This is a genomic window from Streptomyces sp. NPDC047017 (genome assembly GCF_040644175.1).
In the GTDB taxonomy this organism is placed as follows: Bacteria; Actinomycetota; Actinomycetes; order Streptomycetales; family Streptomycetaceae; genus Streptomyces.
Window position 1 is genome coordinate 139,622 of the sequence record NZ_JBEYVW010000002.1, and the last position, 20,785, is coordinate 160,406.

Sequence of the window (20,785 nt, forward strand, 5' to 3'; positions counted from 1 at the left end):
TGTGCCCCCGTCTTCACACCCGCTCCGCCCCGCCCCGTCCCGGGGCGGCAACGGCTAGGCGTCCTCGGCCAGTTCCAGCCAGCGCAGTTCCAGTTCCTCGCGCTCGCCCGCCAGGTCGCGCAGTTCGGCGTCGAGTTCGGCCACCTTCGCGAAGTCGGTGGCGTGCTCCGCGATCCGGGTGTGCAGGGCCTTCTCCTTGTCGGAGACGCGGTCCAACTGCCGTTCGATCTTCTGGAGTTCCTTCTTCGCGGCGCGCAGCTCGGCGGCGCTCTTCTCGGGCGCGGCGCTCTGGCCGGCGGCGGGCGCGGGGGCGGCGGCCGAGGCGGTCGCGGCCTGCTGCTCCATGCGGTGGCGCCGCTCCAGGTACTCGTCGATGCCGCGCGGCAGCATCCGCAGGGCGCCGTCGCCCAGCAGGGCCCGCACCGTGTCGGTGGTGCGCTCGATGAAGAACCGGTCGTGGGAGATGACGATCATCGAGCCGGGCCAGCCGTCGAGGAGGTCCTCCAGCTGGGTCAGGGTCTCGATGTCGAGGTCGTTGGTGGGCTCGTCGAGGAAGAGGACGTTGGGCTCGTCCATGAGCAGGCGCAGCAGTTGCAGCCGCCGCCGCTCACCGCCGGACAGGTCGCCGACCGGCGTCCACTGCTTCTCCTTGCCGAAGCCGAAGGTCTCGCACAGCTGCCCGGCGGTCATTTCCCGGCCCTTGCCGAGGTCCACGCGCTCGCGCACCTGCTGCACGGCCTCCAGGACCCGCCACGTCGGGTCGAGTTCGGCGACCTCCTGGGAGAGGTAGGCCAGCTTCACCGTCCGGCCGACGGCGATCCGGCCGGCCGCGGGCTGCGTCTCGCCCTGAGTGCGGGCCGCCTGCTCCAGGGCGCGCAGCAGGGAGGTCTTGCCGGCGCCGTTGACGCCGACCAGGCCGATGCGGTCGCCGGGGCCGAGCTGCCAGGTGACGTGCTGGAGCAGCACCTTGGGGCCGGCCTGGACGGTCACGTCCTCCAGGTCGAAGACGGTCTTGCCGAGCCGGGAGGAGGCGAACTTCATCAGCTCGCTGCGGTCGCGCGGCGGCGGCACGTCCTGGATCAGCTCGTTGGCGGCCTCCACCCGGAAGCGCGGCTTGGAGGTACGGGCGGGGGCGCCGCGGCGCAGCCAGGCCAGCTCCTTGCGGACCAGGTTCTGCCGCTTGGTCTCCTCGGTGGCGGCGATGCGCTCGCGTTCGGCGCGGGCGAAGACGTAGTCGGAGTAGCCGCCCTCGTACTCGTAGACCGTGCCGCGCTGCACGTCCCACATGCGGGTGCAGACCTGGTCGAGGAACCACCGGTCGTGGGTGACGCACACCAGCGCGGAGCGGCGCTCGCGCAGGTGCCCGGCGAGCCAGGCGATGCCCTCGACGTCGAGGTGGTTGGTGGGCTCGTCCAGGACGAGCAGGTCCTGGTCCTCGATGAGCAGCTTGGCCAGCGCGATACGGCGGCGCTCGCCGCCGGACAGCGGGCCGATCACGGTGTCCAGGCCCTTGGGGAAGCCGGGCAGGTCCAGCCCGCCGAACAGCCCGGTCAGCACGTCGCGGATCTTGGCGTTGCCCGCCCACTCGTGGTCGGCCAGGTCACCGATGACCTCGTGCCGCACGGTGGCGGCGGGGTCCAGCGAGTCGTGCTGCGTGAGCACGCCCAGCCGCAGCCCGCCCGCGTGCGTGACCCGCCCGGAGTCGGCCTCCTCCGCCTTGGCCAGCATCCGGATCAGGGTGGTCTTGCCGTCGCCGTTGCGCCCGACGACCCCGACCCGGTCCCCTTCGGACACGCCGAGCGACACACCGTCGAGCAGGGCACGGGTGCCGTACACCTTGCTGACGTTCTCGACATTGACCAGGTTGACGGCCATTTCACTCCTGCCCGGGGGGATGGATCAGCTTTCAAGCGTAGGGCCTGCGCGGGGTGGGTCAGAGCGTGGGAAGGTCGTCACTCTTTGTGATGACATGATCGGGAACGGACCGCTACGGTGGAGAGGCAGACAGCAGTCCGCAGCGGGAGTTTCCTTCGATCGTCATGGACCTGCTGGTGAGCGAACTGCGGCGCACCGCACCGGCGGATCTGCGGATCCGGCGCGAGATGACCGTAGTGCTGGACCGCCGTAATGCGCCCGAACCCGACATCAGCGTGCTCCGCGCCGCGGCGGTGGGACCCGACAAGACGCGGTACCAGGCTGGGGATGTCGTCCTCGCTGTCGAGGTCGTCTCTCCGGAGTCCGAGTCACGTGACCGCACGACCAAGCCGTACAAGTACGCCTCCGCAGGCATCCCGAACTTCTGGCGCGTAGAAGGGGGCGGGCGCGAAGGAGGGCCAGTGATCCACGTATATGAACTCGATCCCATCACCAAGGCGTACGTGCATGTCGGCATGCACCGAGACCGGATGAAGCTGACCGAACCTTACGACATCGATATCGACCTGACGGCCTTCGACCGGATTTAAGGCTTTTCACACCACCGTCGCCCCGGCCGCCGGAGACGCCGCCGTCCGGGCGGTGCGGCAGGTGCCCGAGGCGCGCAGCGCCTGTGCCACCCGCTCCCCCGTCTCCTCGTCCGGTACCAGGAACGCCGTGGTGGGGCCCGAGCCCGAGACGAGGCCGGCCAGGGCGCCGGCCGTGCGGCCGGCCGCGAGGGTGGCCGCCAGGGACGGGCGCAGGGAGAGGGCGGCGGGCTGGAGGTCGTTGGTGAGGGCGGCGGCCAGGGCGTGGGCGTCACCCTTGGCGAGGGCGGTCAGAAGGTCGTCGCGGGCGACCGGCGCCGGGATCCCGGTCCCTTCCGTCAGGCGGTCGAACTCGCGGTAGACCGCCGGGGTGGACAGGCCGCCATCGGCGGCCGCGAACACCCAGTGGAAGGTGCCGCCCACCTCCAGCGGCGTCAGCCGCTCCCCGCGCCCGGTGCCCAGCGCCGCCCCGCCGACCAGGCTGAACGGCACGTCGCTGCCCAGTTCGGCGCAGCTGCCGAGCAGATCCTCGCGGGAGGCGCGCGTGCCCCACAGCGCGTCGCAGGCCACCAGCGCGGCCGCCGCGTCCGCGCTGCCGCCCGCCATGCCGCCGGCGACGGGGATGTCCTTGGCGATGTGCAGGTGCACGTCCGGGCGGCGGCCGTGGCGCTCGGCGAGCATGCGCGCCGCCCGGGCGGCGAGGTTCGTCGCGTCCAGGGGGACCTGCTCCGCGTCCGGTCCCGCGCAGGTCACCCGCAGCGCGTCGGCCTCGGTGACCGTGACCTCGTCGTACAGGCCGACGGCCAGGAAGACGTTGGCGAGGTCGTGGAAGCCGTCGGGGCGGGCGGCGCCCACCGCGAGCTGGACGTTGACCTTGGCGGGGACACGGACGGTGACGCTCACTGGTTCCCGGACTCCTTGTGCTCGGCGATACGCGCGAACTCTTCCACGGTCAGCGACTCGCCCCGGGCCTGCGGCGAGACCCCGGCGGCGACCAGCGCCGCCTCGGCCGCCACCGCCGAGCCGGCCCAGCCGGACAGCGCGGCCCGCAGGGTCTTGCGGCGCTGGGCGAAGGCCGCGTCGACGACGGTGAAGACCTCCCGCCTGGTGGCGGTGGTCTTGACCGGCTCGGCGCGCCGGACCAGGGACACCAGTCCGCTGTCGACGTTCGGCGCGGGCCAGAAGACGTTGCGGCCGATGGCACCGGCCCGCTTCACCTCGGCGTACCAGTTCGCCTTCACGGACGGCACGCCGTACACCTTGTTGCCGGGGCCTGCGGCGAGCCGGTCGGCGACCTCCGCCTGCACCATGACCAGGGTGCGCTCGATGCTCGGGAAGGTGTCGAGCATGTGCAGCAGCACGGGCACGGCGACGTTGTACGGCAGGTTGGCCACCAGCGCGGTCGGCGCCGGTCCCGGCAGCGCGGTCACGTGCATCGCGTCGGAGTGCACCAGCGCGAAGCGGTCGGCGCGCCCGGGCATGCGGGCGGCGATCGTGGCGGGCAGCGCGGCGGCGAGCACGTCGTCGATCTCCACCGCGGTGACCCGGTCGGCGGCCTCCAGCAGAGCGAGGGTGAGGGAGCCGAGCCCCGGACCGACCTCGACGACCACGTCCTCGGGCCGGACACCGGCGGTGCGGACGATACGGCGGACCGTGTTCGCGTCGATCACGAAGTTCTGGCCGCGCTGCTTGGTGGGACGCACACCGAGGACCGCGGCCAGCTCACGGACGTCGGCGGGGCCCAGCAGGGCGTCGGGGGTGTCGGGGGTGGGGCTGCTCACCGCACCAGGGTACGGGGCGCGGCGACGGCTTCCGTACGGCCGGCGGGGCGGCCTACGGCGGGGCGGTCGACGGCGGGACGGCGGGCGGGACGGCCGGCGGGCGGGACGGCCGGCGGGCGGAGCGGCCGGGCGGCCGGGCAGCGGGAAGGCCCAGGGGCAGGCAGTCGGCGGCCGGTGGGCGCGGCAGACCGTGAGCAGGACGGCCGGCGGGTGGGACGGCCGGGCAGCGGGAAGGCCCAGGGGCGGGCAGTCGGCCGCCGGTGGGCGCGGCAGACCGTGGGCACGACGGCCGGCGGGCGGGACGGCCGGGCAGCGGGAAGGCCCAGGGGCGGGCAGTCGGCCGCCGGTGGGCGCGGCAGACCGTGAGCAGGACGGCCAGCGGGCGGGACGGCCGGGCAGCGGGAAGGTCCGGGGGCGGAACGGCCAGCGGGCGCGGCGGCCGTGGGCGGGACGGCCGAGCAGCGGAACGGCCCTGGACGGAACACCCGGCGGACGCGGCAGCCGGTGGGCGGGACGGTCACCCGGGCCGCCGGGTCAGGAGTGCAGTGCTCCGCCGCACTGCGGCCAGGGGGCGGCGCCGCGTCGTACGTACAGTTTCTTGGCCCGGTACGTCTGTTCCTCGGCCGGGGCGTCCTGGGGGCGGCCGCCGCCGCCGAGGCTGTGCCAGGTGCCCTGGTCGAACTGGTACAGGCCGCCGTAGGTGCCGGAGGAGTCCACCGCGTCCGGCCGGCCGCCCGACTCGCACTGCGCCAGCCCCCGCCAGTTGAGCTGCTCGGCGCCGCGCACCGAGGGCGGGTGCGGGCGGGTGCCGACCTTCACGAGCTGGGCGCGCGGCGCGCGCACCACGTCGGCCCGCACCCGGCGCGGGCGCTGGCGCACGCCGTTGACGGTGCGCAGCACGTACGTGACCCGGCGGACCCCGGCCAGCCCGCTCTGCTCGACGACCTCGGTGCCCTGGAACAGGGTGGGGTCGGCGGTGCGCCGCTCGGTGAAGGGGATCTCCTCCTCGCGCACCTGGCGGCTGCCGGTGATCCGCAGCACCGTGACGGTCTGCCCGTCGCGCGGGAAGCTGCCGGGCGGCACGGAGGTGGTGTCCTGGCCGCGCAGCACGATCCCGGTCTGCCCGACCGCCTCGCCGACGGTCGCGGCGTTGGTGCGGACGGTGCGCGCGCGGCCGTCCGCCATGACCGTCACCGAGCGCTCGGTGCGGACGTCGAGGGCGAGTCCGGCGCGTCCGATGCGCTGGGAGGGCGCGGCCGACAGATACGCGCCCTCCGCGCGCACCCCCCACTCCCGGAGCGCGTCCTCCACCGTGCGCGCCGTCGTCCACGCCTCGCGCCGCTGCCCGTCGAGCGTGAGCCGTACCGGGCGGCCGTGGCGCACCGCGACGTCCTCGCCGCTGGTGAGCGCGGTGCCGGGGGCCGGGGCGACCACGTCGTGCTCGCCCACCCGCACGCCCTCCTCGGCGAGCAGCCCGGAGACGTCGTCGGCGAAGGTGTGCAGGGTGCGCGGCCGGCCGTCGACGTTCAGCTCGACCGCCTTGTCGGTGGCGACGAACGCGGTGGTCCCGCCCGCCAGGAACGCCACCACCAGCGCCTGCGGCACCAGCCGCCGCAGGCCCGTCTCCGGCCGTCCGGGCCGGACCGTCCGCCGCCGCCGCGCCCCCCGCCGCCCGTCGGCTCCGGCCCCGGGCCCATCCGCCTGCCGGGGCAGCGCGGCCCGGACGGCGCTCTCGTAGGCGGGCCGGTAGGTGTCGTCCTGCCCGAGCACCTCGTCCGCGTACGGCCGGGCCTCCGGCGCCTCCGGGGACAGCAGGGTCTCCGGGGACAGCAGGGCCTGCGGGGACGCCAGGGTCTCCTCGTGCGCCGCCGCGTACGCCGGACGGGGCGCGTGCACGGTCGCGTACGGTTCGTACGCCGTCCCGTACGGCTCGTATGTCGTCCCGTGGGGCTCGTACGTCGTCTCGTACGGCGAGCTGCTCACACCGACACGCTCCTGGGGGCCGAGGACCGGGGGCCCGGATCGGGCCCCCAGAACCTAGCGGAGCGCCCGTCACTCTCCAAAGCGGCGCGGCTACCCGGGGTGACGTGAGGTGCGGTCAGTAGTCGAAGGCGCGTGCGGTGTTCGCCGCGAGGGCCGTGGCCAGCGCGTCCTCCCCGATGCCCCGGACGGCGGCCATCGCGCGCACCGTGACCGGAACCAGATACGGCGCGTTGGGCCGTCCGCGGTACGGCGCCGGAGTCAGAAAGGGCGCGTCGGTCTCCACCAGGACCAGCTCCAGCGGGGCGACGGCCAGCGCGTCCCGCAGGTTCTGGGCGTTCTTGAAGGTGACGTTGCCCGCGAAGGACAGGAAGTAGCCCGCGCGGGCGCACACCTCGGCCATCGCCGCGTCGCCCGAGTAGCAGTGGAACACCGTCCGCTCGGGGGCGCCCTCCTCCTTCAGGACCCGCAGCACGTCGGCGTGGGCGTCCCGGTCGTGGATGACCAGCGCCTTGCCGTGCCGCTTGGCGATCTCGATGTGGGCGCGGAAGGAGTGCTCCTGGGCCGCCTTGCCCTCCGGGCCGGTGCGGAAGTAGTCGAGCCCGGTCTCGCCGACGCCCCTGACCTGGGGCAGCGCGGCCAGCCGGTCGATCTCGGCGAGCGCCTCGTCGAGCGCGGCGTCCCCGCCGGCCGCCCGGGCGCCCTGCCGGGACCGTCCCGCTCGTCGCCCACCACCCTTGTCCGAGTCGCTTCGCGACGCCCCCTCATCGGGGTCGCCGTGCACGATCCGCGGCGCCTCGTTCGGGTGGAGGGCGACCGCCGCGTGGACGTTCGCGTGCGCGGCGGCCGTCTCGGCGGCCCAGCGCGACCCCTTGAGGTCGCAGCCGACCTGGACGACCGTGGCCACCCCCACCGACGCGGCCTTGGCCAGCGCCTCCTCGACCGTGCCGGACTGCATGTCGAGGTGGGTGTGGGAGTCGGCGACCGGTATCCGGAGCGGCTCCGGCAGCGGGGGCGCCGCGTTCTTGGCCGCGTTCCTGTCGGCCTGGTCGGCGTTCGAAGGCATGCCCCGATCCTACGGACCCGATCCTGCGGAAGGGGCATGCCCTCACCGGTGCGGCCGCCTGGCGGCAGCCGCCCTGCCCCGCGGCCTCAGCCCTCTCCGTCCTCCTTGCGGTGGTGGAACGGGTGCAGCAGGTCGGACAGGTGCCAGTGGTGGTGGCCGTCGTGCTTCCGGGCCGCCGCCTCCTCCCCGGGGGCGGACGCGGAGCCGGGGGCCGCCACGGGTCCCGCCGGGCGCTGCCGGTGCTCGTCGTGCAGGTGGCTCTGCGCGGACGACACCCGGCCGGCCCGCATGATCCGCACGAGGTGCCCGTCGCAGTTCCTGCAACTGGGCTTGGTCAGCGGCGACGGCACGACGCTGCCGTCCGCCACGTACAGGACGAACTCGCCGCCGTCGGCGTCCGTGTGGTGCTCTATCTCGTAGGACTGCTCCCAACCGTGCCCGCAGCGCATGCAGGCGAAGGAGTACGACTCGTTGACGACGGCGGTGGCCGGGCCTCGGTGGCCCGTCTGCCCTGCGATCTCGCTCATGCCAGCTCCTCGTGTCCGCTGGACTCCGGGGACGGGTGCGTCCCTTGCTCCCAGTGGACGCCTCCACCAGCGCGAACGCAGCGGACCTGTCGAGTGTTGGAGTCGATTTGGGCGTCGCTTGCCCAAGGCTCCCCTGAACGGCAGGTGTTGCTTTGCTTTCCCGAAACGTGGCTTTGCGCCCGCATGGGGCGCGCGCTCATGAGAGATACGCCCTGCTCAGCGGGGGTGTGAGCGGTGTCTCACAGGGCTTGCCCGGCGCCCCGCGCGTCAACTTGCGTCCGCCCGCCTCACCCGTCCCGCGGCACCCCGCCCGCCTCAACCCGCGCGCCCTCACCCTCGCGCGCCCTCACCCCGCGTGCTTGGCGGCCACCACCGCGTCGAACACCTCGCGCTTGGGCACCCCGGCCTCCGCCGCGACCGCCGCGATGGCCTCCTTGCGCCGCTCGCCGGCCTCCTCGCGCACCCGCACCCGCCGCACCAGCTCCTCGGCGCCGATCTCCTCGGCCCCCTTCTCGGGGGCGCCCTCGACCACCACCGTGATCTCGCCGCGCACCCCCTCGGCGGCCCACGCGGCCAGCTCGCCGAGCCCGCCGCGCCGCACCTCCTCGTAGGTCTTGGTCAGCTCCCGGCAGACCGCGGCCCGCCGCTCGGCGCCGAACACCTCGGCCATCGCGGCGAGCGTGTCGTCGAGGCGGTGCGGGGCCTCGAAGTAGACGAGGGTGCGCCGCTCGGCGGCCGCCTCGCGCAGCCGGGACAGCCGCTCGCCCGCCTTGCGCGGCAGGAACCCCTCGAAGCAGAACCGGTCCACCGGCAGCCCGGACAGCGCCAGCGCGGTGAGCACGGCCGACGGGCCGGGCACGGCGGTCACCCGCACGTCCCGCTCCACGGCGGCGGCGACCAGCCGGTAGCCGGGGTCGGAGACCGAGGGCATGCCCGCGTCGGTCACCAGCAGCACCCGCGCCCCGCCGAGCAGTTCCTCGACCAGCTCGGGCGTGCGGGCGGACTCGTTGCCCTCGAAGTACGACACGACGCGGCCGCGCGGGGTCACGCCCAGCGCCTGGGTGAGCCGGCGCAGCCGCCGGGTGTCCTCGGCGGCGATCACGTCCGCACCGGCCAGCTCCCCGGCGAGCCGGGGCGGTGCGTCCTGGACGTCGCCGATGGGAGTGCCAGCCAAGACAAGGGTTCCAGTCACGTGCCCCATCCTCTCAAGCACCCGCCGCACCGGGCGCATCCCGCCCGGGCACGGGACTCCCACAGCGCCGTTCCCTACGATGGCGCGGTGACCAGTACCGCGTCCTCCACGGACCCCCGGCAGGACCTGGCCCCGCACGAGCAGCGGCCGGCCTGGCAGCAGCGGCTGCGCCGCTTCGGCCACCCGGCGGCGACCCGGGCGGAGCCCGCAGGCGATGTGCGCGAGCGCCTGGTGCCGCCGTACACGCGGCCGGGGCCGCGGCTGTGGGGTGCCCTCGGCGTCCCGCACGCGCTCGGCGAGCGCCTGGTGCGCTGGTCGGGCTGGGGCGGCCCGCTGCTGGTCACGCTGGTGGCGGGGGTGCTGCGGTTCTGGAACCTGGGCAGCCCGAAGGCGGTGATATTCGACGAGACGTACTACGCCAAGGACGCGTGGGCGATCGTCCACCGCGGCTTCGAGGTCAACTGGGACAAGAACGCCAACGACCTGATCCTGAGCAGCGGCGGCCACCTGCCGGTGCCCACCGACGCCTCGTACGTGGTGCACCCGCCGGTCGGCAAGTACGTGATCGGCCTGGGCGAGCTGATGTTCGGGTTCGATCCGTTCGGCTGGCGGTTCATGACCGCGCTGCTCGGCACGCTCTCCGTGCTGCTGCTGTGCCGGATCGGCCGCCGGATGTTCCGCTCCACCTTCCTGGGCTGCCTGGCCGGCTCGCTGATGGCGGTGGACGGGCTGCACTTCGTGATGAGCCGCACCTCGCTGCTCGACGGCGTGCTGATGTTCTTCGTGGTGGCCGCCTTCGGCTGCCTGCTGATCGACCGCGACCGGGCCCGGGAGAGACTGGCCGCCGCGCTGCCCGCCGACGCCGACGGCCGGGTCCGCCCGGACGCGCACACGGCCGAGACCACCCGGCTGGGGTGGCGCCCCTGGCGCTGGACGGCGGGCCTGATGCTGGGCCTGGCGATCGGCACCAAGTGGAACGGCCTCTACATCACGGCCGCGTTCTGCGTGATGGCCGTGGCCTGGGACATCGGCTCCCGCAAGGTGGCCGGCGCCCGCCATCCGTACGCGGCGGTCCTCAAGCGCGACACCGGCCTCACCTTCCTGGCCACGGTGCCGGTCGCGCTCGCCGTGTACCTGCTCTCCTGGCTCGGCTGGATCCTGTCCCCCACCGACGGCACCGGCGGCTACTTCCGCAACTGGGCGGCCACCGACGGCCGCAACAGCGGCTGGACCTGGCTGCCGGACTGGGTGCGCAGCCTGTGGCACTACGAGCACGAGGTCTACAAGTTCCACGTCGGCCTGTCCTCGCCGCACACCTACCAGTCCAACCCGTGGAGCTGGATCGTCGACGGCCGCCCGGTGTCGTACTTCTACGAGTCGCCCTCGCCCGGCACCTCGGGCTGCCCGACGGGCGCCGGCGAGAAGTGCGCCCGCGAGGTGCTCGCCATCGGCACCCCGGTGCTGTGGTGGGCGGCCTGCGCCGCGCTGGTGTACGTGCTGTGGCGCTGGTTCTTCCGCCGCGACTGGCGGGCGGGCGCCATCGCCTGCGGTGTCGCGGCCGGTTACCTGCCCTGGTTCCTGTACCAGGAGCGCACGATCTTCTTCTTCTACGCGGTCGTGTTCGTGCCGTTCCTGTGCCTGGCCGTGGCGATGCTGGTCGGCGCGATCATCGGGCCGCCCGGCGCGAGTGACACCCGCCGGGTGGCCGGGGCGACCGGCGCGGGCGTCCTGGTGCTGCTGATCGTGTGGAACTTCATCTACTTCTGGCCGCTGTTCACCGGCACCACGATCACCATGGACCAGTGGCGGGCCCGAATGTGGCTGGATACGTGGATCTGACACGGACCGGCTGATCTCTCTTCGGACAACTTCTGGACACGGCCGTCACAGGGGGCACCCCGGGCGCATACAGTGCGGTACGTGAACAGTCTTTGAACGCGTTCAATACGTGCGCGGGCGAAGGCTCCGGGGTGGGAACGGGGAGGAGCGCTGTCATGCGCAAGGGGGCCAGGGCCGCTGTCGTGGGCGGGGTGTTCGTCGCGCTGGTGGGCGGAGCGTCGTACGGCGGGTACACCATCGTCTCCGCGCTCGACGGGAACACGGTCTCCGGCGACCGGGCCGCGCCGGCGAAGACCGGGCCGCCGGACGGGGACGAGGTGAAGGACGCCTCGGCGAAGTTCTTCGCCGCCTGGGAGAAGGGCGACGCGACCACCGCCGCGTCGTACACGAACTTCCCCGCGCAGGCGTCCTCGCTGCTGTCGGCGTACGGGCAGGCCGCGCACATCACCGGGGTCGAGATCACGCCGGGGGCGGCCTCCGGCACCGCCGTGCCGTTCTCGGTCAAGGCCACCGTGTCCTTCGGCGGGAAGAGCGCGCCGCTCGCCTACCGCAGCCGGCTCAGCGTCGTACGCGGCGCCAGCACCCACCGGCCGCTGGTCGACTGGCAGCCCGCGGTGGTGTACCCCGGGCTGAAGAAGGACGACACGCTGGTCACCGGCGAGTCGGCCGCGCCGCCGATCGAGGCCGTGGACCGCGACGGCGCGGTGCTCACCAAGGACAAGTACCCCTCGCTCGGGCCGATCCTGGACGAGCTGCGGGAGAAGTACGGCGACAAGGCGGGCGGCACCCCGTCCGTCGAGCTGGCCGTCCACCACGCCGACGCGGGCGCCGCCGACACCCCGCTCGTCACCCTGGCCAAGGGCCGGGCGGGCAAGCTGCGGACCACGCTGAGCGCGGGCGCGCAGGCGGCGGCCGAGCAGGCGGTGCAGAAGTTCGCCGAGTCCTCGGTCGTGGCCGTCAAGGCGTCCACCGGCGAGGTGCTCGCGGTCGCCAACCACCGTACCGACGCCTTCAACGCGGCCTTCCTCGGGCGGCTCGCCCCCGGCTCCACGATGAAGATCGTCACCGCGGCCACCGCCATCGACAAGGGCGTCACCACGGCGAGCGGGCCCGCGCCCTGCCCGCCGAGCGTGCTGTGGGAGGGCCAGACCTTCCACAACCTCCAGGGCATGCGGCCGAACGAGAACGCGACCCTCGCCGAGAGTTTCGCCCGCTCCTGCAACACGGCCTTCCTCAAGTTCACGCCCAAGTTCCAGGACGACTCCCTGACCCGGGAGGCCCAGGACCGCTTCGGGCTCGGCCGGGACGACTGGAAGACCGGCATCCCGTCCTTCGACGGCTCGGTGCCCGCCGTCAGCGGCCCGGACAAGGCGGCCAACCTGATCGGCCAGGGCCAGGTCCAGCTGAGCCCGCTGAACATGGCCTCGGTGACGGCCACCGCGACGACGGGCCGCTTCCGGCAGCCGTTCCTGGTCTCGCCGGACCTGGACGACCGCGAACTGGCCACGGCGCAGGGCCTGTCGGCGGGTACGGTCGCCCAGCTGCGGCAGCTGATGCACCGCACCGCCACCACCGGCACCGCGGCCGCGGCGATGTCCGGGCTGAGCGGCAGCATCGGCGCCAAGACCGGTTCCGCCGAGGTCGACGGGCAGGCCAGGTCCAACAGCTGGTTCACCGGCTACCGCGACGACGTGACGGCGGCCGCCATGACCCAGGAGGGCGGCCACGGCGGCGACGCGGCCGGCCCGATCGTGGCGGCGGTGCTGCGGGCGGCCGGCTGACCGGTGCCGCGGGGGGGGCGGCTCAGCGGGACCCCGGGGGCCGACCGAGCGGAAACTGCGGGCAGCAGCCGACCGAACGGGACTCCAGGCGGCGGCCGGTTGACGGCACTGCGGCCGGCGGCCGGCTCAGCGGGACCCCAGGGGCAGGCCGAGCGGAAACTGCGGGCGGCGGCCGGCCGAGCGGAAACTGCGGGCGGCAGCCGACCGAACGGGACTCCAGGCGGCGGCCGGTTGACGGCACTGCGGCCGGCGGCCGGCTCAGCGGGACCCCGGCGGCCGGCCGAGCGGAAACTGCGGGCAGCGGCCGGCCGAACGGGACTCCGGGCGGCGGCCGGTTGACGGCACTGCGGCCGGCGGCCGGCTCAGCGGGACCCCGGGGGCCGGCCGAGCGGAAACTGCGGGCAGCGGCCGACCGAACGGAGGCTGCGCGGCGGCCGGCTGAGCCGACCGGCCCCGCCGGGGGTGCGCGGCCGGGGGGAATGTCGCAGCTTGGCTACGGAGAGCCGACGCACGTCACCCGTCCCGTTCGGGACCCTAGGGTGAGTGCGGTCGTTGGGCCCGTTGGGGCAGCGGTGGGGGCCGGGATCGCGGAGGGCGAAGGGCAGTGGGCAGCAGAAGACGCGTCGCCGAGCGGCGCAGGACGGGACCCGCGGTGGTCGGCGGGGTGATCGCGGTGGCCGCCGCCGGGATCGGCGCGTACGCGCTGTACGGCGGCGGCGCCCAGGCCGAGGGCCGCACCGCGGCCGCGCACAAGGCGGTGCGCACCGGCCCGCTGACGGCGACCGAGGTGGTGAGCACCGCCGGGCGGTTCCTGACCGCCTGGCAGCAGGGCGCCCCGGACCGGGCGGCGGCCGCGACCAGCGACGCGGCGGCGGCCGCCGCCCTGCTCGGCGCGTACGCCAAGGACGCGCACCTCACGCACGTCACGCTCACCCAGGGCACGCCCCGGGCCGGCAAGGTGCCCTTCTCCGTGACGGCCACCGTGTCGTACCAGGGCCTGAGCAGGCCGCTGGCCTACGACAGCGCGCTGACCGTCGTACGGCGGGCCGCCGACGGCGCGCCGGTGGTCGACTGGCACGCGGCGGTCGTCCACCCGGACCTGAAGGACGGCGACCGGCTCGTCACCGGCGAGTCCGGCACCCCGCCGGTCAAGGCCCTGGACCGGGACGGCGGCGTGCTCTCCGCCGCGAAGTACCCGTCGATGGCCTCCGTCCTGGACGGGCTGCGCGAGAAGTACGGCAAGAAGGCGGGCGGCCGGGCGGGCGTGGAGCTGCGCGTGGTGCGCGGGGCGGCGTCGAAGAAGGCCGAGCTGCCGGACAAGACCCTCGTCGAGCTGAGCAAGGGCACCCCGGGCACGGTGCGCACCACGCTGAGCCCGTCCCTCCAGTCGGCGGCCGAGCAGCAGGTGGCCAAGCAGCAGAAGGCGTCGGTGGTGGTGATGCGGCCCTCCACCGGGGAGATCCTCGCGGTGGCCAACACCGGCCACGGCTTCGACACCGCGCTGCAAGGGTCCCTCGCGCCCGGCTCCACGATGAAGGTCATCACCTCCTCGCTGCTGATCGACAAGGGCCTGGCGTCGGTGGACAAGCCGCACCCGTGCCCGAAGACGTTCACCTACGGCGGGTGGACCTTCCACAACGACGACGACTTCGAGATCAAGGACGGCACGTTCCGGGCGAGCTTCGCCCGCTCCTGCAACACGGCCTTCATCAGCCAGGCCGGGAAGCTCAAGGACGACGACCTGACCCGCCAGGCCCAGGAGGTCTTCGGCCTGGCCCGGGACGACTGGGCGATCGGGGTGCCGTCCTTCGACGGCGCGGTGCCGGTGCAGTCGGCGGCGCAGAAGGCCGCCTCGCTGATCGGCCAGGGCGGGGTGCGGATGAACCCGCTGAACATGGCCTCGGTGGCCTCGACGGTCAGGACGGGCGGCTTCCGCCAGCCGTATCTGGTCGCCCCGTCCACCGACCACCGCAAGCTGGCCACCGCCTCGCGCACGCTGTCCGCGGCCACGCTGGCCCAGCTGCGCGAGCTGATGCGCTACACCGCCGCCTCCGGTACGGCCGCCCAGGCGATGGCCGGGCTCGGCCCGGACTACGGGGCGAAGACGGGGTCCGCCGAGGTCGACGGGCAGCAGAAGCCCAACGGCTGGTTCACCGCCTACCGCGGCGATCTCGCGGCGGCGGGCGTCGTCCAGGCGGGCGGGCACGGCGGCGACACGGCCGGCCCGATCGTGGCGTCCCTGCTGAAGGCGGGCGACTGACCGGTCCCGGAACCCGTCCGGTGGAAGGCCCTACCGTCCGGCGACGGCGGGCGCCGCGGTGGCCGAGTAGGTGCGCCGCAGGAACCTGGCCAGCGTCTTCGTCTCGAACTGCACCACCGAGACACCCTGCGGGGAGTGGAACTCGACCACGGCCTGCACCCGGCCGCACGGCCACACCCGCACCTCGCCGGTGCCGGTGGGCGCGCGCAGTCCCTGTTCGAGCAGGGCGCGGGAGAACGTCCACTCGTGCGCGCCGGGCAGTCCGATACACACCGAGCGCGGGTCGTCCTGCGGGTCGTAGCGCAGGACGACCGGGACGGCGCCGGGGTCGTCCTGGCGGTCGTCCTCGGTGACGATGCGGGCTCGCGCGTGCTGTTCGACCACGGACATCGGACGGCCCCTCACACTCGGTGACCTGGACACGAAGCATTTTTCCGCTTTCGTTACCAATGTCCCATACTTCCCGATTTACACACTGCTGGGGTAATAAATCCCGCCCACTCCCCGCACCTGCACGGTCACGCTCTTGCAAATCATTCGCAAAAGGCCACATCATCGAGCCGTGCATGTACCTGACGGATTCATCAACGCCCCCACCTCCGCCGTCGCCGGCGCGGTCGCCGCCGGCGCCCTGGCCGTCAGCCTGCGCGGCGCCCGCCGGGAGCTGGACGAGCGGACCGCGCCGCTGGCCGGCCTGGTCGCCGCGTTCATCTTCGCGGTCCAGATGCTCAACTTCCCCGTCGCGGCCGGCACCAGCGGCCACCTGCTGGGCGGAGCCCTGGCCGCGATACTCGTGGGCCCCTACACCGGGGTCCTGTGCGTCTCCGTCGTCCTGCTCATGCAGGGCATCCTCTTCGCCGACGGCGGGCTGACCGCGCTCGGCGTCAACATCACCGACATGGCGATCACCACCACGGTCGTGGCGTACGCCGTCTTCCGCGGCCTGGTGAAGGTGCTCCCGCGCCGCCGCCGCTCGGTGACGATCGCCTCCTTCACCGCCGCGCTCGTCTCGGTCCCGGCCGCCGCGGTCGTCTTCACCCTGATCTACGCGGCCGGCGGCACCACCGACGTGTCGATCGGCAAGGTCGCCACCGCCATGATCGGCGTGCACGTCCTCATCGGCGCCGGCGAGGCGGCGATCACCGCGCTCACCGTCGGCGCCGTCATCGCCGTACGCCCCGATCTGGTGTACGGGGCGCGCGGCCTGGAGCAGCGGCTCAAGCTGCGGGTGAACGGCGAACTGGTCGACGCGCCCGCCGCCGCGCCCGCGCCGGTGGCCGCTCCCGCCGCCGCCCGGTCGCACCGCAAGCTGTGGCTCACCGGCCTGGTCACCTCCCTGGTCCTCGCCGGGTTCGTCAGCTTCTACGCCTCCGCCAGCCCCGACGGCCTGGAGAAGGTCGCGCACGACAAGGGCATCGACCAGAAGGAGAAGCCGCACGCCTCGGCGGACTCGCCGCTCGCCGACTACGGCGTCAAGGACGTCTCCGACGCCCGGCTGTCCGGCGGGCTCGCGGGCGTGATCGGCGTCGGCGTCACCGTCGTCGTGGGCAGCTCGGTCTTCTGGATCGTGCGCAGGCGCCGCACGGCCGCCGCGGAACCCTCCTCGCAGGCCGCCTGAGATGGGCGCGGGCCACGCCCACCGGCTCTACCGGCACGGGCACTCGCCGGTGCACGCGCTGCCGCCGCACACCAAGCTCGCCGCGGCCTTCGCGTTCGTCGTGGTCGTGGTCTCCACCCCGCGCGCGGCGATGTGGGCGTTCGCCCTGTACGCCGTGCTGCTGGCGGGCGTGGCGGCGGTGGCCCGGGTGCCCGCCGCGTTCCTGCTCAAGCGGCTGCTGATCGAGGTGCCGTTCGTCGCCTTCGCGGTGCTCATGCCGTTCGTGGCCGAGGGCGAGCGGGTGCACGTCCTCGGCCTGTCGCTGAGCGCCGGCGGTCTGTGGGGCGCCTGGAACGTGCTCGCCAAGGGCACCCTCGGCGTCGCCGCCTCCGTGCTCCTCGCGAGCACCACCGAGCTGCGGGAACTGCTGCTGGGCCTGCAACGCCTCAAGCTGCCGCCGCTGCTCGTGCAGATCGCCTCCTTCATGATCCGCTACGGCGATGTGATCACCGACGAGATGCGCCGCATGCGCGTGGCCCGGGAGTCCCGCGGCTTCGAGGCGCGCGGGGTGCGGCACTGGGGGGTGCTCGCCAAGTCGGCGGGCGCGCTGTTCATCCGCTCCTACGAGCGCGGCGAGCGGGTCCACCTGGCCATGGTCAGCCGCGGTTACGCCGGTTCGATGCCGGTCATCGACGAGGTGACCGCCTCCCGGGCGCAGTGGTCGTCCGCACTGGCCCTCCCCTGTGCCGCGCTCGCCGTCTGTCTGCTGGGATGGGTGCTGTGACTGCTTCTCTGGAGGTCTCCGGCCTCGCCTTCGCCTACCCCGACGGACACCAGGCCCTGTTCGGGGTGGACTTCCGCATCGGGCGCGGGGAGCGGGTGGCGCTGCTCGGCCCGAACGGGGCCGGCAAGACCACCCTCGTCCTGCACCTCAACGGCATCCTCGGCGGCGGCGCCGGCACGGTGACGGTGGCCGGGCTGCCGGTCGGCAAGCGGCACATGGCCGAGGTCCGGCAGAAGGTGGGGATCGTCTTCCAGGACCCGGACGACCAGCTGTTCATGCCGACCGTACGCGAGGACGTCGCGTTCGGGCCGGCGGCGGCCGGGCTGAAGGGGCCGGAGCTGGAGCGGCGGGTGCGTACGGCGCTGGAGCGGGTCGGCATGGCGGAGTTCGCCGACCGCCCCCCGCACCACCTCTCCTTCGGCCAGCGCCGCCGGGTGGCCGTGGCCACCGTGCTCGCCATGGAGCCGGAGATCCTGGTCCTGGACGAGCCGTCCTCCAACCTCGACCCGGCCGCCCGCCGCGAACTGGCCGACGTGCTGCGCGCGTTGGACGTGACCGTGCTCATGGTCACGCACGACCTGCCGTACGCCCTCGAACTGTGTTCCCGGTCACTGATCCTCAGTGACGGGGTGATCGCCGCCGACGGCCCGACCGGTGAACTCCTCGGTGACGACGCCCTGATGCGCGCCCACCGCCTGGAGCTGCCCTTCGGTTTCGACCCGCGCTCGGTGACCACCAGGACCTGACCCGAGGACCCGAGGAATCCCAGGCACAGCACCCGTGTTCCACTCACTGTCGCAGGCAGTGGGCCGGTACGAGTGGTGAGTGACGGGAGTGCGGTCGTGGGCGCGGACGTAGGCGCGGACGTGGACGTGGTCGTGAGCGGTGCGGTGGCCGAGGGCTTCGAGCCGGTCCGGGACGCGTTCCGGCAGAACTTCACCCTGCGCGGCGAGCGCGGCGCGGCCCTCGCCGTGTACCGGGACGGGCACCGGGTCGTCGACCTGTGGGCCGGCCGCCGGGACGTGGACGGCACGGCCGGCGACGCGCCGTGGGAGCGCGGCACCGCGCAGATCCTGCGCTCGGCCACCAAGGGCGTCGCCGCCGCCGCGCTGCTCCTGCTGCACCAGCGCGGTGAGCTGGACCTGGACGCGCCGGTGGGGGCGTACTGGCCCGAGTACAAGGCGGCCGGCAAGGAGCGGACGCTCGTGTGGCACCTGCTCGCCCACCGCGCGGGCGTACCGGTCCTGGACCGCCCGCTGACCCCGCAGGAGGCCGCCGACCCGGTGCGGGCCGCCGAGGCGGTGGCCGCGCAGGCCCCGGTGTGGGAGCCGGGCACCGACCACGGCTACCACGCGCAGACGTACAGCTGGCTGACCGGGGAACTGGTGCGGCGGGTGACCAGCGAGTCGATCGGCGCGTGGATCGCGCGGGAGATCACCGGACCGGCCGGGGCCGACCTGTGGGTGGGGCTGCCGCCGGGCGAGACCGGGCGGGTGGGCCGGGTGGGCTCCGTCGAACCCCCGGCCGCCGAGACCGGCGGGCTGCGGATGCGCCCCAAGCGGGCGGTCGCCGGCGCCTACGCCGACCCGTCCTCGCTGACCCGCCGGGCCTTCGGCGCGATCAGCCCGGCCCCCGACGAGAACGACCCGGCGTACCGGGCGGCGGTGCTGCCCGCCTCCAACGGCATCGCCACCGCCGACGGGCTGGCCCGCTGCTACGCCGCGCTGATCGGTGAAGTGGACGGCGGCACCCGCCTGTTCACGCCGGGCACGCGGGAACTGGCCCGTGCCGAGCGGTCCGCGGGACCGGACCGCGTGCTGGTGGTGGGTACCCGGTTCGGGCTCGGCCACATGCTGCACGGCAGCGCGTCCCCGCTGTACGGCCCCGGTTCCTTCGGCCACCCGGGCCGCGGCGGCGCCCTCGGCTTCGCGGACCCGGACACCGGCCTGGCCTTCGGCTACGTCACCAACGGCTTCCGCTCCGGCGTCACGGCGGACCCGAGGGCGCAGGCACTGATACGGGCGGTACGGGCCTCGCTCGCGGCGTAGGGCCGCGGCCGCCCGGCCTCAGACGTGGATCGGCTGCGACCTGCGGCCCGAGGCCGTGTCGATCTCGTCGTGCGCCTTGGTGAGCAGCCGCATGGCGATCTCGTTGAGGGCGCGGGCCCCGGCGACCTCCTCACCGACCCGGGGCTGATCGGAGTCGATCCGGTGCCGGGAGGCCCGGCCGTGCCCGTGGACCTCGCTGCCGTCGGGCAGCCGCACCAGGGCCGCCGCCCGCGTGTGCTGGCCGTCCTCCTCGAACTCCAGCTCCACATGCCATCCCACGGCGGTCTTCATCATGACCATCACCTCCGGAACACCTGCTTCCAGGGTGCGCCTTTCCTGACCGCCGTGCAGCATCATCCCTTCACGGCGTGCGCGAGGAAATCCACCCAGGCGGAGGAGGCGACCGCCAGCCGGGCGGTGTCGGGGGTCTTGGAGTCACGGATGTGGACGGTGGTGGAGGTGGTGGCGACCTCTACGCAGTCCCCGGGCTCGTTGCTGTCACTGAAGCTGCTCTTGAACCAGTGCAGTTCCGACGTGCTCATAATCTCCCCAGCGCTTGCTCGATGAAGGCCAGTGACTCCCTCGGCGTGAGAGCCTGCGCTCGGATCATGCCATAGCTTGATTCGAGGACTCGAAGATCTCTGGGGCTCTCGACCGGGCGGCCGTTGAATGCGCCGGCGGAACGTCCGATCCCCGAGCCGTCCGCGAACCTCAGCACGTGAATCCGGCCCCTCATCCCGGCGTGCTCCTCCCGGTCCGTAGGCATGATCTGGAGAGACACGTGCCTCAGCTGCGCGACCTCCATGAGGTGTTCGAGCTGCCGACGCAGGACCATTCTCCCTCCGATCGGTCGCTCCAGCGTCACCTGTTCCTGAATGAAGCTCATCGCCGGGGCGGGGTCCCGCTGGAACACCACTTTTCGACCCGTGCGTGCGGCCACCTCACGCTCGATCACGTCGTCAGGCAGCGGCGGATGACGTACCCCGTACAGCGCCCTCATGTACTCCGGTGCCTGCAACAGACCATGGATGTTGTGGGTGCTGTACATCAGCATCTCCACCGCACGGCCCTCCATGTCGGCCAGCTCTCGGACCTTCCGCGGATACCGCGCCTTCCGCATCTCCTCCATGAACGCCCGCAGATGCCCCTGCGCCCGCGTGACCTGGTCCGCGCGGTCCAGGAACTCCGGCCGGGGAATCCTCGTGCCGTTCTCCATCTTGCGGATCATGTCCTCGCCGTAGCCGGTCAGCTCGGCCAGGTCCGCGACCCGCATCCCGGCCGACTCCCGGCACACCCTCAGCAGGCGCCCCACCGCCTGCACCACCGGCTCGATCTCGTCCCCGGGTTCCACATCCCAACCCGCCTCGTCCACGTCCTCGTGCATCTCCACCTCCGTCGGCAGCCGTACCCGTACAACGTCCGGAGCAGCCGCGACAGCACGGGACAGGACCAGGACAAAGGAAAGCCG

General features: G+C 73.6%; 18 protein-coding genes and 1 pseudogene. 8 read left to right on the forward strand and 11 right to left on the reverse strand.

Annotation, left to right across the window (positions count from 1 at the left end; genetic code table 11):
• Positions 1-54: 54 nt before the first annotated feature.
• A complete protein-coding gene (locus tag ABZ858_RS03955; protein WP_361372319.1) occupies positions 55-1,875 on the reverse strand; it encodes an ABC-F family ATP-binding cassette domain-containing protein in 1,821 nt (606 codons plus the stop codon).
• 125 nt (positions 1,876-2,000) lie between these two features.
• Here ABZ858_RS03955 and ABZ858_RS03960 point away from each other — a divergent pair.
• Positions 2,001-2,465, forward strand: a pseudogene (locus ABZ858_RS03960) (Uma2 family endonuclease); the annotation flags it as partial.
• A 6-nt stretch (positions 2,466-2,471) separates the two neighbouring features.
• Here the strand turns inward: ABZ858_RS03960 and ABZ858_RS03965 are convergent.
• The 6 genes from ABZ858_RS03965 to rsmI all read right to left on the reverse strand — a co-directional run bounded on the left by ABZ858_RS03965 (position 2,472) and on the right by rsmI (position 9,008).
• The gene (locus ABZ858_RS03965) at positions 2,472-3,365 is read right to left on the reverse strand and encodes a 4-(cytidine 5'-diphospho)-2-C-methyl-D-erythritol kinase (RefSeq protein WP_361372322.1); all 894 of its coding nucleotides are present in this window, start codon (positions 3,363-3,365) and stop codon (positions 2,472-2,474) included.
• Positions 3,362-4,243, reverse strand: a complete 882-nt coding sequence (gene rsmA / locus ABZ858_RS03970) for a 16S rRNA (adenine(1518)-N(6)/adenine(1519)-N(6))-dimethyltransferase RsmA (RefSeq protein WP_361372325.1) — start codon at positions 4,241-4,243, stop codon at positions 3,362-3,364. Before rsmA ends, ABZ858_RS03965 begins: the two co-directional genes overlap by 4 nt.
• A 534-nt stretch (positions 4,244-4,777) precedes the next feature.
• Positions 4,778-6,226, reverse strand: a complete 1,449-nt coding sequence (locus tag ABZ858_RS03975) for a ubiquitin-like domain-containing protein (protein ID WP_361372327.1) — start codon at positions 6,224-6,226, stop codon at positions 4,778-4,780.
• A 115-nt stretch (positions 6,227-6,341) separates the two neighbouring features.
• Complete coding sequence (locus tag ABZ858_RS03980; RefSeq protein WP_361372330.1) at positions 6,342-7,289, reverse strand: TatD family hydrolase; 948 nt, start codon at positions 7,287-7,289, stop codon at positions 6,342-6,344.
• Positions 7,290-7,375: 86 nt separating this feature from the next.
• A complete protein-coding gene (locus ABZ858_RS03985; RefSeq protein ID WP_361372333.1) occupies positions 7,376-7,816 on the reverse strand; it encodes a hypothetical protein in 441 nt (146 codons plus the stop codon).
• A gap of 346 nt (positions 7,817-8,162) precedes the next feature.
• A complete protein-coding gene (gene rsmI / locus ABZ858_RS03990) occupies positions 8,163-9,008 on the reverse strand; it encodes a 16S rRNA (cytidine(1402)-2'-O)-methyltransferase (protein WP_361372336.1) in 846 nt (281 codons plus the stop codon).
• A gap of 87 nt (positions 9,009-9,095) precedes the next feature.
• Here rsmI and ABZ858_RS03995 point away from each other — a divergent pair, with 87 nt between their 5' ends.
• From ABZ858_RS03995 to ABZ858_RS04005, 3 genes are all read left to right on the forward strand, one after another.
• Positions 9,096-10,847: a phospholipid carrier-dependent glycosyltransferase gene (locus ABZ858_RS03995; protein WP_361372339.1), complete on the forward strand. Its 1,752-nt coding sequence runs from the start codon at positions 9,096-9,098 to the stop codon at positions 10,845-10,847.
• A gap of 155 nt (positions 10,848-11,002) precedes the next feature.
• Entirely contained in the window at positions 11,003-12,628 is a 1,626-nt protein-coding gene (locus ABZ858_RS04000; RefSeq protein WP_361372341.1) for a penicillin-binding transpeptidase domain-containing protein, read from the forward strand.
• Between the two features lie 604 nt (positions 12,629-13,232).
• Positions 13,233-14,888, forward strand: coding sequence for a penicillin-binding transpeptidase domain-containing protein (locus ABZ858_RS04005; RefSeq protein ID WP_361372344.1), 1,656 nt, complete (start codon positions 13,233-13,235; stop codon positions 14,886-14,888).
• A 30-nt stretch (positions 14,889-14,918) separates the two neighbouring features.
• Here the strand turns inward: ABZ858_RS04005 and ABZ858_RS04010 are convergent, their stop codons facing one another.
• Positions 14,919-15,278, reverse strand: a complete 360-nt coding sequence (locus ABZ858_RS04010) for an SsgA family sporulation/cell division regulator (protein WP_361372347.1) — start codon at positions 15,276-15,278, stop codon at positions 14,919-14,921.
• 172 nt (positions 15,279-15,450) lie between these two features.
• On the opposite strand from ABZ858_RS04010, the gene ABZ858_RS04015 reads away from it, so the two are divergent.
• The 4 genes from ABZ858_RS04015 to ABZ858_RS04030 all read left to right on the forward strand — a co-directional run bounded on the left by ABZ858_RS04015 (position 15,451) and on the right by ABZ858_RS04030 (position 19,317).
• Positions 15,451-16,506, forward strand: coding sequence for an energy-coupling factor ABC transporter permease (locus ABZ858_RS04015; RefSeq protein ID WP_361372350.1), 1,056 nt, complete (start codon positions 15,451-15,453; stop codon positions 16,504-16,506).
• 1 nt (position 16,507) lies between these two features.
• On the forward strand, positions 16,508-17,269 hold the full coding sequence (gene cbiQ / locus ABZ858_RS04020) for a cobalt ECF transporter T component CbiQ (protein ID WP_361372354.1): 762 nt from the start codon (positions 16,508-16,510) through the stop codon (positions 17,267-17,269).
• Positions 17,257-18,015 carry an ABC transporter ATP-binding protein gene (locus tag ABZ858_RS04025; protein ID WP_361372357.1) on the forward strand — a complete coding sequence of 253 codons (759 nt, stop codon included), beginning with the start codon at positions 17,257-17,259 and terminating at the stop codon, positions 18,013-18,015. Before cbiQ ends, ABZ858_RS04025 begins: the two co-directional genes overlap by 13 nt.
• Before the next feature lie 126 nt (positions 18,016-18,141).
• Positions 18,142-19,317, forward strand: a complete 1,176-nt coding sequence (locus ABZ858_RS04030; RefSeq protein WP_361372934.1) for a serine hydrolase domain-containing protein — start codon at positions 18,142-18,144, stop codon at positions 19,315-19,317.
• An 18-nt stretch (positions 19,318-19,335) separates the two neighbouring features.
• Here the strand turns inward: ABZ858_RS04030 and ABZ858_RS04035 are convergent, their stop codons facing one another.
• Genes ABZ858_RS04035 through ABZ858_RS04045 form a run of 3 tightly spaced genes read right to left on the reverse strand, consistent with a single transcriptional unit; the run spans position 19,336 to position 20,701 of the window.
• Positions 19,336-19,611: a DUF1876 domain-containing protein gene (locus ABZ858_RS04035; RefSeq protein ID WP_361372360.1), complete on the reverse strand. Its 276-nt coding sequence runs from the start codon at positions 19,609-19,611 to the stop codon at positions 19,336-19,338.
• 59 nt (positions 19,612-19,670) lie between these two features.
• Positions 19,671-19,859, reverse strand: coding sequence for a DUF397 domain-containing protein (locus tag ABZ858_RS04040; protein WP_361372362.1), 189 nt, complete (start codon positions 19,857-19,859; stop codon positions 19,671-19,673).
• Positions 19,856-20,701, reverse strand: a complete 846-nt coding sequence (locus ABZ858_RS04045; protein WP_361372365.1) for a helix-turn-helix transcriptional regulator — start codon at positions 20,699-20,701, stop codon at positions 19,856-19,858. The genes ABZ858_RS04040 and ABZ858_RS04045 overlap by 4 nt, the downstream gene beginning before the upstream one ends.
• Positions 20,702-20,785 lie beyond the last annotated feature (84 nt).